This window comes from Bacillus sp. FSL K6-3459 (assembly GCF_038003305.1).
Taxonomy (GTDB): Bacteria; Bacillota; Bacilli; order Bacillales; family Bacillaceae; genus Bacillus; species Bacillus pumilus_O.
The window spans coordinates 2,229,862-2,245,347 of the sequence record NZ_JBBOOW010000001.1; the positions used below are offsets into that span (position 1 = coordinate 2,229,862).

A 15,486-nucleotide genomic window follows, 5' to 3' on the forward strand; every position below is an offset into this window, starting at 1 on the left:
GGTTCACTCCCTTCTCTGACTATATTGTAAGTCGGAGGAATCTGTCTGACAAAAGAGCAATTTATCATTTTAACGCCTAATCAAACGAAAAAATCATCAGCTTGCGATGGAAAACGTGGTTTTTAAAAAAAGTGCATATAAAAAAACCTGACTTTTACAAGTTCAGGTTTTTTGGTCATGTGGCTTCTTGCGGCTGCTCTTCAAAGATACGAAATCCTCTTTTTTCTAACGCTTTTGCAAGGCTGTGCTCAGTATTTACTTTTGAGAAATCAATGCCGAGTTTCACTACAGTTTGAGCGATCTCTGGGCGAATCCCTGATATAATCGTCTCAATTCCAAGTAGCTTCGCGCTGTCCACCACTTTAAACAGCTGATAAGCAACCATCGTATCAACGATAGGTACGCCAGATATGTCAATAAATAAATGCGTTAGACGAAGTCTTGAAGCCTGTTCTAGCACAGATTCCAGAATGATTTTGGCCCGGTACGTATCGATTTCTCCGATCAGTGGCAAAATCCCGATTTCCTTTGATACTGGAATAACAGGAGCACTCAGCTCTTGAATCATCTCTCTTTGTGCATTCAGCTGACTGAGTGTCACGCGGTCATATTCTTCTGATAAACGCTCAATCATGTCATCAAATGTGGCGTGAAAGTGCTGATTCCACTGACACACATCTTGCAGGGTCACTTCAAGCTCTGTTTCTTGGGTGAATGTCTCAATTCTCGAACAGAAAATGTGGCGGAAGATCTTAAATTGTCCAATGATTTCATATAACGGCACCTCGTGCACTGCTCGATCACGGGCAATATCAACAGACCACTTTTTCAAATGATTTTCTACTTTATCTGATAGCGTCACAAGCGTTGCTGCAATGGTTTGAATAAACGCTGTGTTCTGTTCCTTCAGCTTCATTTCCGTTTCCTCTGAAGCATGTTTGGAATATAATGAACCTTCTTCTGTTCTTGTCTTTAGCCATTCTTCGGTCATGACAGGGGCTTCTTTTAGGATAAATTCATATAATTGCTTAGATTTTTCATTTTTCATTTACTTCTTCCGCTCCTTTTTCACTTAAAACTCGTGACATACAACTTTTATGTATAAATGACCGTAGATGGTGAACAATATCATTACACGTTTGATATTGGGCTATAGCCAAGTGGTAAGGCAATGGACTTTGACTCCGTGATCGTTGGTTCGAACCCAGCTAGCCCAGTTCAGCACAAAAACGAAGACGGCTGAAGCATGTTTCAGCTGATCTTCGTTTTTATTAGGAAACTGATTGATGAATCGCTTTCTTTTTTGATAATTTCATGAGTTCTCCGGGATTATAGCCTACTACTAATTTATTTCCATCAATGATAATTGGTCTTCGGAGCAGTTTTGGTTTTTCAATGAGAAGTTGAAGAACCTCGTTTACTTTTAAATCATTAATATTTAAATTTAAGCTTTTAAAAGCCTGGCTTCGTGTGGCTAAAATTTCATCCATTCCTTCTGTTGTTAAGGAAAGGATCTTTTTTAATTCTTCTAGGGTTGGCGTTTCTCTGAAAAGGTGACGCTCTTTAAAATCAATTTGATTCGCCTTAAGCCAATGTTTTGTTTTGCGGCAAGACGTGCAGCTCGGGTATGAATAAAAAGTAATGTCACTCATTAGTCTTCCTCCTTAGGTCGTTAACCTTTTCTCTTATGGAGTAAGTACCCTCATGTATTTCGGCATAAACACGTTTTGTTCACTTTTTCAAAAAATTTTTTTCTACTCGCAAAATAAATGTTCACACGTTGTCAAAAATGTAAATGTTTACATAACAAGTGGTGATCAGCTATAATATGAATCAAAGGGGTTTTTTAAGGGGAGGGAAAGAAATGAATCGCATGTTCCGCGTGCTTGGCTTTTGGACGGGTATTTTTGCTGTCATGTTCTATTTAGGGCATATGAAAGATGCATCGTTGCTGTTCTTCGGTCAAACCGTTCTTTTTGTATTTTTATCCTACTTGAATTTATCCGAAAGAATGTATATTTACATTTTCGGAGCGTACTTGACGATTTTCTTTGCCGGATTTACATATTATTCGATTTTCATCATGGTTCCCGGTACCGGACATTAATTGAAAAAAGCATCTCTATCAAAAGAGATGCTCAGATTGTTGACAAAGTGCTAAAATGATCTTGATTTTAGCACTTTGTCTTCTTTTCAGCGTGATAGAAAACCTTTGAATTCTAGGAAGGACGAGTACTGGCGCGGAGCGAATTTGACATTCGTGAGCACCAGCACGCAGGACTGACAACGAATGCGAGGGTTTGTCTACACGCTGAGCATCTCTATCAAAAGAGATGCTTTTTTTCATACGTTTAAAGAGAAAAACCATTGATAAATGGATTTTGTTCCTGCTCCGTGAGTACAGTCGTTTCACCGCCATGTCCACTTAAAACAAGAGTTGATTCTGGTAATGACAATAATTTGTTATGAATTGATTGAAGCAGCACTTCTTGACTGCCCCCTACTAAATCGGTTCTTCCGATGCCGCCTTCAAATAACGTGTCACCAGAAATCACAAATCCTTCTTCGGCCGAATAGTAAGATACACTACCTGGTGAATGCCCAGGAGTGTGGAACATTTCTAATGTAAACGATCCAATTTGAAGCGTTCCTTCTGACGTAATTAATTTTTCTGCTTCCTTGACCGTAATTCCATTCCCAATCAATCGAGCTGAACCGTTTAATTCAGCGTTCGTGAGCCATTCTTTTTCATTCTCGTGTACATAGAGTGGCACTCTCCACTCTGCACGCACCTCATCTGCGGCACCGATATGATCAAAATGAGCATGTGTCAGTAAGACAGCAAGCGGTGTCAGCTGTTTTTCTTTTACATAGGAAATCAGCTTTTGTGCTTCACCGCCTGGATCAAAGATTATGCATTCTCCGTGCTCATTTTTCCAAATATACGCATTCGCTTGTACATAGCCTAGTGGCATTCTTCTCCAATTCATTTTCATCACCTACTTTATTCATTCTTTTTTATTATGAAGGTTAGACAATAAAAATTCAAACAATCGTCAACTGGAATCTACTCGACAAGCTTTATGAAAACGGTTAAAATGAAAAGAAAGGAAATCAAGGGGATTGATGACAAAGGGGGACTTTCACATGATGCTCGTCATTATTTTTGGTCTAGTCACGATTTTAGCTGCGCTCGGAATCTATCGTTCACTTAAAAAAGTGAATGTACTTGCCATCGCTTTTGCTGGCGCAACATTTTTGGTTTTTGGCTGGTTTACTGTCATGACCATCATCTATAGCGGTTATCCAACTGCACATTAAAAAAAGCCTGCATAGAGCAGGCTTTTTTTTATTGATTCAAGTGCTTATTCACGCTTTCTATTTTACTTGTAAGCGTTGTGGTTTGGTCACGCCTGTCATCAATGCGGATATTGGTCGCTACGCGGTGCAGTCCCTTTTCAAAAGGTGCTTCATGAATGCGCTGAATGACTTCAAATAAAACGGCTAATTCACCTTCAATTAACGTATTCATTGGTGTTAATTGATAATTAATTTTCCCTTCTTTTTGAAAGCCTTCTAAAATTCTTTGTACATCTGCTACATAAGCACTGACACTTGGTGTTTCTGTGCCTATTGGAATGATGGTGACATCTGCTATGGCCACATTTCTTGCCCCTTTCCATTGAAATCCTCATGTTTTCTCGTCCTCATTGTAACCTATTCGCAATCCATCATGCCATGCTCATGTTGCATTTAAAGAAGGTTTGTCCCGTTCAATCGTCAAATCCGCCCTCTCTACCTTTCCAATCTTTGTGAATAACAGCAGGCATATCCCAGACACAGCTTCAATAATGCCGCCCGCCGCAATGACATACCCAGACCCAAATCGTGTTGCCATATAGCCGCCAATGAGAGCGCCTAATGGGATCATGAAGAAGGAGATCATATTGATAATTGCATACACTTGCGGCTGATCCTCTGCTTTTACTGACAATTGAATCATTGTATGTTCAGGCACGTTGACTGCACTGATGGCGGCACCTAATGCAAAAGCTGATATAAAGACAAGTGGTAAAAATGCGTTCATGCCTGTAATAAAGAATGAGATTCCATCAACAATCCCGGCACCTATAAACAGCAGCCCATACCGGTTCACTTTTACCTTTGTCAAAACAAACCCCATCAAGAATGCACCTAGTGCTGTTGTGACTTTAATTAATGAATAGACCACTGGTCCACTATGTAAATCCTCTGTTAAATAAATAACAGACAATGCTTCCCATGGTGCGGCAGCAAAGTTCGAGCAGACACAAAAAATCGCCAATGGAAATAATATATGATGCTTTCTCACAAGTGAAAATCCTCGAATCAATCTTTTACCGTATGATAGCCCTTTTTTGGCTTGATCAATGATGATTTCTGTTTCATATGTAATGATGAATACGAGTAAAGCGGACAAGAGATAAAGAGGAATAATCACAAGCATTGTATACCCTACCCCTACAAACGCAATCATGACACCACAAACCGTGACCGTCACAAGCCTGACTACATGACTTGCTGATTGAATAGTTGCATTCGCTTTTTGTATGAGGTCCTCATGGACAAGCTTTGGAATAATGGATACAGACGCTGGTTCGTAGGAGCCACCTGTCGCCGAATGAAGTAGCATACAGCCAATAACAAGTGCTAACGGCGTGAAACCATTGAAGTAACTGACCACGATCACAAGAATGATTGCTCCTCTAGTTAAATCAGCAAAGCACATCCAAAATTTCAGTTGATGCGGCTTCATCATTGGGGTAATGAGCGGCCCGACAATGGCTTGCGGAACGAAGCTGACCGCAATAAAAAAGGCTGTTCCAATTGCCCCTTTTCCGCCTAGTACTAAAAGCCACAAGATGGTATTGAAAGATAAACTATCAGCTGTTATTTTGCACATTTTAGACATAAATAAGTAAGTGAAATTCCTTTTCCACAGGCTTTGAGCACTCAATGATCGACATCTCCCTAAAACATATCCTTTTTTTTACATGCACACCTTTCACAATAGCTCACAGGGCGGTCTTCGTCAATTACCCTACCATTATTTTTATTGACAATAAGAAATCGCTTCATGTTCAAATGTAAAAAGCACCTGTCAGGTGCTTTTTAACACTTACATGCTTCCCATAACAACTGCTTTGTTTTCTCATAGATGGTGTCGAATTGATTCATGGAAAGAGGATTTTTTCCTAGACCAAGCTCGACTGTATAGCCCTCATTGTGACATTGATAAATAAACCAATCGCGATAGCCTGCATAGCTATCAAGATATTGAACTGGTTTATAGCCGCTGACTTGCTCGAATCGTTTGACCGTTACTTTTGAGATGGCTGGTTCATGACCAAGAAAGCCCCAGTATATCTCTTCTCCTTGTGTATGGAGAGCAACAAGCCGGTCAAAGCGTTTTCGTAACGCTAGATTTGCCATTGCTTTCGCTTCTGGCTCTGTTAGCGGCTGATATCCAGGAAAACCTCGATTGGACGGAGCCTTCGTCTCATGACGGTAGTATTCGATCTCCCAATAAGCAGGAAATTGATTGTTCAAATCCACCCCTCTTATATTTGCTTTCCATTCCTGATAATCAGCATATCTATCATGTACCGATGTGAATTCTTCACTGCTGAGACCAAGTGACTCTGGTCCATTCCGTACGAGGTCCACACCATCTGGATTCACCATAGGTACGATGGAGAGAGCTGTGGTTCGCAGAATATGAACAGCTTCATGGTGCCTTGCTTGCACAGGATCAGATGCAGCCAAACAAAGCGATTTCAGCCATTTTATTAAAACAGACGTCGTGATCCATTCATTTGCATGAAAAGAGGCATTCAAATGAACAGAATGTAAATGCTGAACAGGCTCTGTTCGGATTTCATAAATAGGTGTATCTAGCACTGAATGACCTATGATGCTCATTTGAAGAAAAGGAAATGCGGCTTTCAAGCGGCTCAGCTCTTCCTCTAATTGAGCACTATCATATTCATACGTTCCATTGATCCAATCATCGGATTGCTGCAGCCTGTAAGGCGCAATAAATTTCTGCAACTCACCTATGGAAGAAAATGAGTGGATGCCTTCCGGAAGTCGATATCCCGGTAAAAGGAGATACTCAGTGCTGATTTGATTGGATAAATGGAAAGCCGCATTCCCTATCCCTAGCTGCTTTGCTACATGATCCTTTTCCTCTCCATCTAGCTCCCATTCAATTTTCCCAAACGACGTTGTCTTCATTTACATCCCTCCTCTCATAGTATATGAGCCGGCAGACAAAAAAAGAAAACCTCCGCATGTAAAAATAACAGAGGTTTTCTCATATGTTAGGACGCCTTTTTCAGCTTCGTTTCATCTTCTTTTTTGGATGGAGAATGGTCCGGGCTATTCCGGTCATAAAATCTAAGGAGATCCCCATAGATGATTTGATCAGAGAATTGAAGCTCCTGCTTTGCCTTCTCTTCATAAGACTGACACACAGTCTCATCATCTCTTGGCTCACCCGTTTTTTTATTGTAGCAAACACCATCTGTGAAAACACTGTCCTTCGTAATAAAGCTGCCATCACGGAGTACGGTAAAATCATTCGTCTCTTTTGATAAAAGATCATGACCAAATTGAATTTGTTTACTTGTATCAATTCCTAAAAGATTGAGTACAGTTGGGCGAAGATCCACCTGACCACCTACCGTATCAATTTCTTTTGGATGTTGGTCTGTGATCCCTGGAATGTGTACAACAAACGGGACTTTTTGTAGCTGTACTTCTTCAAATGGCGTAATCTCTTTATTTAAAAATTGCCCCATGGCTTCGTTATGGTTTTCTGAAATTCCATAATGATCCCCGTACAAAACAAAAATGGAGTTATCGTATAACCCAGCTTCTTTCATCTTTTTAAAAAAGAGCTTAAGTGCTTCATCTTGATAACGCACTGTAGGGAAATATTTGTTTAGCGTTTTGCTCTTAGAATCATATTCATCAATGAGCTTATCTTCTTCATCTAGATCAAACGGAAAATGATTGGTTAATGTAATCAATCTCGTATAGAAAGGCTGCGGGATCGACTTCATCAATTCTGCTGACTGTTCAAAGAATGGACCATCTTTCAGCCCCCAGCCAACTGAATTTTCTTCATTCACATCAAATGATTTAATATCAAAAAACTTATCGTAGCCAAAGCTATCGTAGATCAGATCACGGTTCCAGAAACTTTTGTTATTCGCATGAATGACAGAAGAATGGTACCCTTCATCCTTTAACAGCTCAGGTGTCGCTGTATACTCATTACTTGGATTTGTGAAGAACACAGCCCCTCTTCCAAGCGGATAGAGAGAGTTATCAACAATAAACTCTGAGTCCGATGTTTTCCCTTGACCTGTTTGATGATAGAAATTAGTAAAGTTGTAGCTTTTCTTGATTAGTTTGTTTAAAAACGGAGTGATTTCTTTCCCGTTTAATTTTTCATTGATCACGAAACTTTGTGTAGATTCAAGTGAGATAAGAATGACGTTTCTCCCTTTTGCTTGACCAAACGTCTTTTCATTACGGTCGGTTTGATTTGCGCTTACATAGTTTTCAATTTCTGTTAAGCTATTGCTGTCAGCAAGGGCTCGTTGAGCAGACTGCTTCGATTGCAACACCCCATCATAAATATGGAAATTATATAAGCTAATATTTTTCACCAGCATCTCACGGTCAAATGAGCGAGTGAGCAGTTCTGGTCTTTCTGTTTCAGCCAAACCTAGGTTAAAGAAAAAAGTCGCCGCCACAAATAAATAATACGCTGCTCGTTCTTTTCGTGAAATGGTGACAGCCGTTCTAAAGGTAGGCTGCTTTTTATAGAGCCACATTAAAATGATAATATCAACGAACATTAGAAAATCGACTGGTTCAATTAAAGAGGTAATACTTGACCCGAGGTCACCCATATTGTTTGTTTGAAATAGGACGGGGATGGTTAAAAAGTCACTATAGAATCGGTAAAAAACAATGTTAGCTAACAAAATAAATGTCAGAATAAAGCTCGTCACGATAATATATCGATTGCGATTTTTTTCTTTCATAAATAAACCGATACCGAAGATAAACAAGATAAAGCTAAGCGGATTAATAAACAGGATAAACTCCTGCATGAAATTTTCTATTTTAATATTGAAGCTAGATTTATAGATAACATAGGTTTTGACCCACATGAGCAAAGTCGCAATCAGTAAAAATGAAATCGCCTTTAATCTTTTCTTTCGCATTGTAACCTCCTTATGCTAAGCGAGCACTCAAGCTAGGGATACACCCTAATTATTGGTGCTTCTTCAAAAATAACTAAACTATATCTTATCCTGTATGTGCTGGAAAATCAATGTCTTTTTCCTCATGACAAACTTATGAATATGCTAAACATTTCATTTCATGCCCATCTATCGCTTTTTTTAATAAAAATGACATCATGATGACTTTTTTGTTTAAGACAACCATTTGTTTTTTGCCATCCATGCACCGCCGATGACTCCTGCATCGTTTCCGAGCGAGGCAATCACGACTTCGACATCATTAGCGCAAGGCGGAAATGCATGATGCTTAACAACGTGCTCTACTTTACTGCGAAGGAGTTCACCTGCTTTTGAAACACCGCCACCAATGACAATTTTAGTTGGGTTTAACGCACTAGCAAGGTTCGCTAAGACAAGGCCAAGGTGAGTCGTCACTTCTTCTACGACACGCATGGCAAGGTCATCTCCACTTTCAGCGGCCTTAAACACATCCTTTGCAGTCAGCGAAGAGAATGTGCCAAGTGAAGAGGTATGCTGCTCTGTGACTAATTGATCCTTTGCAAGCCGGACGATGCCAGTCGCAGATGCAATGGTTTCAATACAGCCTGTTCTTCCGCAGTTACACGGAGCTCCTTGGAATGGAACGGCACAAATATGGCCAATTTCTCCGCCAGCCCCTGTCTCACCTTGAACAACTTCACCATTTACAATAATACCGCCGCCAACACCCGTGCCAAGTGTGACCATCAGGATGTTTTTTGCGCCATCGCCTGCACCCTTCCACATTTCACCGAGTGCAGCAATATTCGCATCATTTTCGATGACAGATGGAAGTCCTGTCTCTGCCTCTAGATGGTCTTTGAGTGGATAGTTTGTCCAGCCGAGATTCGTTGTTTTATAGACAATTCCAGATACTTTATCTACAGGCCCAGGTGCACCCATTCCAATCCCAATCAGCGATGATTTGGGCATACTGATTTCGGCCAATTTGTGGTCTATTGATTTGGCAATATCGACTGTGATCGTCTGCCCTGATTTATCCGTAGGAATCTCCCACTTATGCTGAATTTCACCATATAGATTAATGAACGCAAGCTTAATTGTCGTACCGCCAAGATCAACTCCTACAAACCAATCCCCTATCATAAGCCCTCCACCTTCACATTGTTTTTCGATTTAATTTGGCTAGTTCCATTTGAAGAATCGTCATTGCGTTTGACCATTCGGTCCGGTCCATAATGCCCGATGTATACATTTCCTTTAGTTCATCTGCCATAAATTCTAATTCCACTTCACGATCTCCGAAATACACATAATTTCCAAATCTCATGAGTAGCTGCTGTACATCATATAACGTTTTCATTGTTTCCACCATTTCTTCTCATCAACAGATAGGATAAGCGTATTCATAAATGCGCTTTCAGTCAAGTCATTCAATATTTTCAATATATTGTTTCAGCTTTAACAATTGGTCATTTTTTGAATCTTGGTCTAACCCTTTTTCTATTAGATCCTCTGCTTTCGCTGTCTCTCCTTTTTCTACGTACAACAACGATAAATGATACAGTTTATTTGGATCATCTGGATCTTTTTTAAGCGACCTTTGTAAAAATCCAATCGCTTTGTCAAGGTGGCCGAGCTGGGCTTCCGATAGTGCATATATATGGAGAGACTCGGCTGATGCATCTTTTTGATGTACATATTCCTCTAGACGCTTACTTGCTTCGTTATAGTTCTTATCGTCAAATAGACTTGCTGCCTCACTTACTGCCGCCGCTTCCTTTTGATCGTCTGAATGAAACCCTGTATACAATCCAAAAACACCAATCAACAATAGAATAACACTAGCAAGAAACATCTTGACAGGCTGCACCTGTTTAGGGAGTCGGACAGCTAAAGCAGCCAAAAAACCACCAACCAGACCGCCAAGGTGCCCTGCGTTATCAATACCTGATACGGTAAAGCCGATCCCTAAATTAATGAGGATGATCACAATAATATTTGTCCCCATCGTCCGAAAAAAGAGCTTACGGTTAGAGATTGCCAAATATAATAGTGCACCTAAGCATCCAAAGATCGCACCTGATGCACCGGCTGCGATAGCGGTATTAAAGACAAAACTCGCGATTGAACCAAAAATGCCGGAAATGAAATAGATGAGCAAAAATCTCCATGATCCATAAATTCTCTCAACGGCCGCTCCGACAGACCAAAGAGCAAATGTATTAAAGAGTAAGTGCGTAAAGCCAATGTGCAAAAACATTGGGGTAATCAGGCGCCACCATTCTCCCTCTAAGATCAGCCCATTATTTTTAGCACCAAACGCTGTTAAAGTTGCCGTATTGGTACTTCCGCCAAATAGTTCAAGTAAAAGAAACATCACCACTTGAACAGCAATGAGCAGGTAGGTGAAAGTCGGTCTGCCATTTTGAAAAACGGCACGTTCCCGTTCACGTTGCTTTTCTTGATGATCGAATGCTTGAAGTACGTTCGCTTTAAGCTTTATGACATCTTCAGCTGCATCTCTTTTTGCCTCTTCTATATCCACTGTCAGCGATGTATTGAGCCATTTTTGCAGCTCGTTCACGTCATGTTGTAGAGTATCTGCATTTAGTAATACAGGTGTAACCGTCACCTTTTGCTTTTTTTGCGGCTGACCGTTTAGGTCCTCCCAATCATCTACAGGGTGGTCAGCTGTAAATTGGAGCTGTAAGAGATGAAGAGACCGTTTACGCATGGCCTCTCTCAGCTGATTCATCCGATACGTCTGCTCTTCAATATCTCGAACGATCTCCTGTCTAAAATTCACATCTTTTCTATATAGACGGATAAGATCATACCCTGAGTTTCGTGGTGCTTCGAAAAATATTTCATCTTCTGGATACGGACTTTGAATCATTTCGTACCCTTTTTGTCTTAATTCATCCACAACTCGCCAAAATAAACTATCTATAACATTCATTCATTCGCGCTCCATTTTTTACATTATTATAACAAGAATCGTTCTGATCCGCATTTCTGAACAAAAAAATCCCGGCGTGTGCGGGATTAGAATGCTTGGCGAATAAATTTCGTCCGAAAGTATGGGATTTTCATCAACCACTTAATAAAAAAGTGACGCACTTGATTTTGACCTAAAATCAAATTCATCAGCCGATAACGATTTTGCACGAGAACGAATGCAAACAATGTGAACACAATGCTCCAAATCATTTTATTCATCAGATTCCCTCCTATGTTCGTATCGTGGCTTAAATAGGATGTGTTTATGCATGAACCATTATTTTTATCGCTTACAATGCTATCTACTTTCACAATCTAATCCCTTGTTCTTTTGATTGAATATAATAGACCTTTTCACACTCAGATTGACCATAAGAAATGTCAAATTGATGACGGTCGATTAAATCCTTGAACGTATGAGGCAGCTTACAATTCCGATGAAACACGAAAAAGCCCGTTCTTTGGACAATGAGCGGACTTTTACTTTTGATATAACGCGCCTTTTTCACTGACAATCATAGATACCGGTATATCGTGTGCTTCTGAGGGCACATGCTTGATTTGCTGTAAAGATAGACAAAGTGCAATGGTTAAACCGTGATAGTCAGCTAAGTAGCGGTCATAATAGCCGCCCCCAAATCCAATCCGGTAGCCTTTTTGATCGAAGCATACCCCAGGCACAATGATTAAATCAATGGTTTCTTTATGTACAACTGTTGATACATGAGGGTCTGGTTCCAGTAGTCCAAAGTAGCTGGATGTCATCTTTGTTGCGGGTGTATATTCATAAAAGATCATCTCTTTTGTTTTTGGAAAGCAGGTAGGGATACAGACTGTTTTTCCTTCTTCCCACGCTTTTTTAATCAGAGGCAATGTCGGTATCTCTTTTCCTCTAGACATTGTCAAAGCGATCGTTTTCGCCTGTTTCCATGCTGACAGCTGCAATAAGTGCTCATGAAGTAAAGCAGTGCTGCGCTCAAATTCTTCAGTACTTACCTGATCAAGCTTGGCTAATGTTTGAAGGCGAAGCTCCTTTTTCATGCAGATCATCTCCCATCATAAAAAAACAGCAGGAAAATTCCCTGCTGCTTACTTTGTTTCACGATGTACAGTTTGTTTTTTATCACGTGAGCAATACTTTTTGAATTCAACGCGATCTGGATTGTTTCGCTTATTCTTTTTAGTAATATAGTTACGCTCACCGCATTCAGTGCAAGCTAGAGTAATATTTACGCGCATATTTTTCCCTCCAAACTAAAATCAATTCACATTCAGACCTAACTATAATACCACTTCTAGCTTAGGAATGCTAGAATGTTTTTTCACCAATTTCATTTTGAGTGCTTTCACTGACATATCGCTTGTTTATGTCATGAAAAATCATCTTCTCCCCTATAAAACCTGATCCTTTGTCGTACTGTATACATGAGACCCCTCTTCTCCTCGCCGCTTTCATTTATTTTGACAGCGAAGCAAGGTTTTCATACCCGTTTTACATATAAAAAGAAAAAAGATGAAAAAAAGGTGATTTTCTTCAGCAATTCCTTTTGAAACTAGCTTTTTTATGGTATAAAAAAGAAGGGTCGAAAACTGTCTGAAACAATCTTGGAAGCCTTTTATGGCTTTCAGCATTAAAATATGAATAAAAGGTGATGAAACATGGAAATTGCAATTATCGGATTGCTTGTTGTCAGTATTGTACTGATCGCATTCTCATATTTTCAAAGAGAGCCGATTAAAGAAGTCGAGCAGGAACTTGAAACACTTCAACTATCTGCAATGCAAGAAATCTATAAACTGAAAAAGAAAATGAAAGTGCTTGAAGAAGAATTACTTGAAACAAACATCGTCGTTCGCCAACATTCAGAAATTGATCCGTCAATCGCAAGACAGATCATTTCAAAGCATCAAAATGGCATGTCTCCTGAAGCCATTGCGCGCGCTGAGCATGTATCTGTAGAAGATGTCAATATGATCATTAAAGACAACGAGAGGGTGCTTGTATGACGAAAAAAAGCATCCAAACGTTTGCAGCAGGTATGATTCTTGCAACTGGGGTTCTTGCGATCGTTTTTTTCCTCACTGGAAAAGATGAGGCAGCAGCTGATACAACAACAAAAGAAACCCTCGCACAGAAAGTAACTGACACTGACGTGAAAAACTATTTAGACTCCAAAAAAGAAGTCACTGTCAGCCGCGAAACGTACCAACAGCTTCTTGACTATAAGGAAAAAGCGCTGAAGGCAAATGAAGACGGCGATTCTAAGAAGGATCAACAAAAAGAGGATAAGCCTAAAGGCAAATCAATCAAATTTGTGATTAAAAACGGTATGAGTACAAGTGATGTTTCAGACATGCTTGAAAAGGAAGGCATCATCAACTCGTCTAAAGATTTCAATGATTACGTGATTGACGCCGGCTACCATAAAGAAATTCGTGCAGGCAAATTCAATTTAAAAACAGGAATGACATTTAAACAGATTGTCAAAGCCTTAACAAAATAACAACAAAAACCCCCTGGCGGCACTGGCCTCCAGGGGGTTTTTCTTATCCAAATCGACCAGATATATAATCATTCGTTCTTTGATCGTTTGGCTCAGAAAACATCACATTTGTATCATTCACTTCAACAAGCTCCCCCATTAAGAAGAAGGCCGTTCGGTCTGATACCCGAGCCGCTTGCTGCATGTTATGCGTCACAATGGCAATCGTATATTTCTCTTTCAATTTCATAATCAATTCTTCAATCTTTAATGTTGAAACAGGATCAAGCGCTGATGTTGGTTCATCCATTAATAAGATGTCTGGGCTTGTAGCAATGGCTCTTGCGATACAAAGACGCTGCTGCTGACCGCCAGAAAGACCTAGAGCGGGAGCACTTAATCGATCTTTCACTTCATCCCATAGGGCAACATCTCGAAGCGCTTTTTCCGCGATTTCTTTCAATTGCTGCTTGCTCTTAACCCCGTGAATTCTTGGTCCGTATACGACATTATCAAAGATTGACTGAGGGAATGGATTCCCTTTTTGAAACACCATACCAACATTTTTGCGCAGCTCGACTAAATCGACACGACCTTTTAAAATGTTGTCCTCTTTATACATCATATCCCCGGTGATTTTCACACCTGGCACAGTTTTGACCATAAGATTTAACGTTTTAATAAACGTTGACTTTCCGCAGCCAGACGGGCCGATAATCGCTGTGACTTCATGCTCTCTAATCGCTAAGTCAATATGCTTCAATGCATGATGCTGTCCATACCAAAGGTTCATATCATTCACACGAAACACTTCTTTTTTTGCTGTTTCAGTTGCTACTGCATTCATCAAATCCACCCGCCTTATCCAAATCGACCATTGATATAGTCTTCTGTTTTTTGCTGCGCAGGACGTGTAAAGATACGTTCTGTGGCATCATATTCTACTAGATCTCCGTTTAAGAAAAAGGCCGTACGATCTGATACACGAAGCGCTTGCTGCATGTTGTGTGTCACAATGACGATTGAATAATCATTTTTCAATTCGCCTAATAGCTCTTCAATTTTCGCATTTGAGATAGGGTCTAGGGCAGATGCTGGTTCATCTAATAGCAAAACACTAGGTTTCATCGCAAGTGTACGGGCAATACAAAGGCGCTGCTGCTGACCGCCTGACAATGATAAAGCGGATCGGTGCAAACGGTCTTTGACCTCATCCCATAACGCCGCCTTTGTTAAGCTTTCTTCAACCGCATCATCAAGCACAGATTTTCTTTTTTCCCCAGCATACTTTAACGCATGGGTGATGTTATTGTAGATCGATTTAGGAAAAGGATTTGGTTTTTGGAAGACCATCCCGATTTCTCTTCTTAAATTCACGACATTAATACGATCATCCAAAATATTTAATCCTTCGTACATGATTGCCCCTTCACTTCTCGCACCTGGAATTAAATCGTTCATGCGGTTAATGCTACGTAAAAAGGTAGACTTCCCACAGCCGGATGGGCCGATTAATGCGGTAATCGCATTCTTCTCAATCTCGAATGAAATGTGATTGACCGCTCGTTTTTCACCATAATAAATGCTTAAATCCTGCACCTGTAAAATCTGTTCCACTTGAAGTGGAGCCTTTTTCGCTGCAATCTCTTTTTTTTCTGCTAGCATTTGAACCATATCCCCTTCACACCTCTCTCACA

Annotated in this window: 19 protein-coding genes and 1 tRNA gene; 5 read left to right on the forward strand and 15 right to left on the reverse strand. The window is 40.2% G+C overall.

Going from position 1 to position 15,486, the window contains the following annotated elements:
• Positions 1-175: 175 nt before the first annotated feature.
• Positions 176-1,048, reverse strand: a complete 873-nt coding sequence (locus MHI35_RS11260; protein ID WP_211064168.1) for an STAS domain-containing protein — start codon at positions 1,046-1,048, stop codon at positions 176-178.
• Between the two features lie 98 nt (positions 1,049-1,146).
• On the opposite strand from MHI35_RS11260, the gene MHI35_RS11265 reads away from it, so the two are divergent.
• Positions 1,147-1,217, forward strand: a tRNA-Gln gene (locus MHI35_RS11265).
• 54 nt (positions 1,218-1,271) lie between these two features.
• Here the strand turns inward: MHI35_RS11265 and MHI35_RS11270 are convergent.
• Complete coding sequence (locus MHI35_RS11270; RefSeq protein WP_003217382.1) at positions 1,272-1,652, reverse strand: Spx/MgsR family RNA polymerase-binding regulatory protein; 381 nt, start codon at positions 1,650-1,652, stop codon at positions 1,272-1,274.
• Between the two features lie 212 nt (positions 1,653-1,864).
• On the opposite strand from MHI35_RS11270, the gene MHI35_RS11275 reads away from it, so the two are divergent.
• Positions 1,865-2,107, forward strand: coding sequence for a DUF2626 domain-containing protein (locus tag MHI35_RS11275; RefSeq protein ID WP_003217440.1), 243 nt, complete (start codon positions 1,865-1,867; stop codon positions 2,105-2,107).
• A 244-nt stretch (positions 2,108-2,351) separates the two neighbouring features.
• Here the strand turns inward: MHI35_RS11275 and MHI35_RS11280 are convergent, their stop codons facing one another.
• Positions 2,352-2,990, reverse strand: coding sequence for an MBL fold metallo-hydrolase (locus MHI35_RS11280; RefSeq protein ID WP_144522058.1), 639 nt, complete (start codon positions 2,988-2,990; stop codon positions 2,352-2,354).
• 157 nt (positions 2,991-3,147) lie between these two features.
• Between MHI35_RS11280 and MHI35_RS11285 the strand changes: the two genes are divergently transcribed.
• On the forward strand, positions 3,148-3,321 hold the full coding sequence (locus MHI35_RS11285; RefSeq protein ID WP_003217333.1) for a DUF2759 domain-containing protein: 174 nt from the start codon (positions 3,148-3,150) through the stop codon (positions 3,319-3,321).
• A 28-nt stretch (positions 3,322-3,349) separates the two neighbouring features.
• On the opposite strand, the gene MHI35_RS11290 is transcribed toward MHI35_RS11285, so the two are convergent.
• From MHI35_RS11290 to rpmG, 10 genes are all read right to left on the reverse strand, one after another.
• The gene (locus MHI35_RS11290; protein WP_211064167.1) at positions 3,350-3,664 is read right to left on the reverse strand and encodes an MTH1187 family thiamine-binding protein; all 315 of its coding nucleotides are present in this window, start codon (positions 3,662-3,664) and stop codon (positions 3,350-3,352) included.
• 78 nt (positions 3,665-3,742) lie between these two features.
• Positions 3,743-4,996 (reverse strand): MFS transporter, encoded by a 1,254-nt coding sequence (locus tag MHI35_RS11295; RefSeq protein ID WP_335349181.1) that lies wholly within the window; start codon positions 4,994-4,996, stop codon positions 3,743-3,745.
• Between the two features lie 155 nt (positions 4,997-5,151).
• Positions 5,152-6,276, reverse strand: a complete 1,125-nt coding sequence (locus MHI35_RS11300; RefSeq protein ID WP_335349180.1) for a M14 family metallopeptidase — start codon at positions 6,274-6,276, stop codon at positions 5,152-5,154.
• Positions 6,277-6,362: 86 nt separating this feature from the next.
• Complete coding sequence (locus tag MHI35_RS11305) at positions 6,363-8,282, reverse strand: LTA synthase family protein (RefSeq protein ID WP_144522062.1); 1,920 nt, start codon at positions 8,280-8,282, stop codon at positions 6,363-6,365.
• A 213-nt stretch (positions 8,283-8,495) separates the two neighbouring features.
• A complete protein-coding gene (locus MHI35_RS11310) occupies positions 8,496-9,449 on the reverse strand; it encodes an ROK family glucokinase (protein WP_211064165.1) in 954 nt (317 codons plus the stop codon).
• A gap of 13 nt (positions 9,450-9,462) precedes the next feature.
• Positions 9,463-9,666, reverse strand: coding sequence for a YqgQ family protein (locus MHI35_RS11315; protein ID WP_335349179.1), 204 nt, complete (start codon positions 9,664-9,666; stop codon positions 9,463-9,465).
• A 66-nt stretch (positions 9,667-9,732) separates the two neighbouring features.
• Positions 9,733-11,265, reverse strand: coding sequence for a rhomboid family intramembrane serine protease (locus tag MHI35_RS11320; RefSeq protein WP_335349178.1), 1,533 nt, complete (start codon positions 11,263-11,265; stop codon positions 9,733-9,735).
• An 86-nt stretch (positions 11,266-11,351) separates the two neighbouring features.
• Positions 11,352-11,525: a hypothetical protein gene (locus MHI35_RS11325; protein WP_017367602.1), complete on the reverse strand. Its 174-nt coding sequence runs from the start codon at positions 11,523-11,525 to the stop codon at positions 11,352-11,354.
• 261 nt (positions 11,526-11,786) lie between these two features.
• On the reverse strand, positions 11,787-12,347 hold the full coding sequence (locus MHI35_RS11330; RefSeq protein WP_335349177.1) for a 5-formyltetrahydrofolate cyclo-ligase: 561 nt from the start codon (positions 12,345-12,347) through the stop codon (positions 11,787-11,789).
• 48 nt (positions 12,348-12,395) lie between these two features.
• A complete protein-coding gene (rpmG, locus tag MHI35_RS11335; protein WP_012010579.1) occupies positions 12,396-12,545 on the reverse strand; it encodes a 50S ribosomal protein L33 in 150 nt (49 codons plus the stop codon).
• A 420-nt stretch (positions 12,546-12,965) separates the two neighbouring features.
• Here rpmG and MHI35_RS11340 point away from each other — a divergent pair, with 420 nt between their 5' ends.
• Complete coding sequence (locus tag MHI35_RS11340; RefSeq protein ID WP_058014670.1) at positions 12,966-13,313, forward strand: hypothetical protein; 348 nt, start codon at positions 12,966-12,968, stop codon at positions 13,311-13,313.
• Positions 13,310-13,810: an endolytic transglycosylase MltG gene (locus MHI35_RS11345; protein ID WP_335349176.1), complete on the forward strand. Its 501-nt coding sequence runs from the start codon at positions 13,310-13,312 to the stop codon at positions 13,808-13,810. The genes MHI35_RS11340 and MHI35_RS11345 overlap by 4 nt, the downstream gene beginning before the upstream one ends.
• A 43-nt stretch (positions 13,811-13,853) precedes the next feature.
• Here the strand turns inward: MHI35_RS11345 and pstB (MHI35_RS11350) are convergent, their stop codons facing one another.
• Both pstB (MHI35_RS11350) and pstB (MHI35_RS11355) read right to left on the reverse strand, forming a co-directional pair.
• Positions 13,854-14,636 carry a phosphate ABC transporter ATP-binding protein PstB gene (gene pstB / locus MHI35_RS11350; protein WP_335349175.1) on the reverse strand — a complete coding sequence of 261 codons (783 nt, stop codon included), beginning with the start codon at positions 14,634-14,636 and terminating at the stop codon, positions 13,854-13,856.
• A gap of 14 nt (positions 14,637-14,650) precedes the next feature.
• Positions 14,651-15,463: a phosphate ABC transporter ATP-binding protein PstB gene (pstB, locus tag MHI35_RS11355; protein ID WP_417894679.1), complete on the reverse strand. Its 813-nt coding sequence runs from the start codon at positions 15,461-15,463 to the stop codon at positions 14,651-14,653.
• Positions 15,464-15,486: the final 23 nt, after the last annotated feature.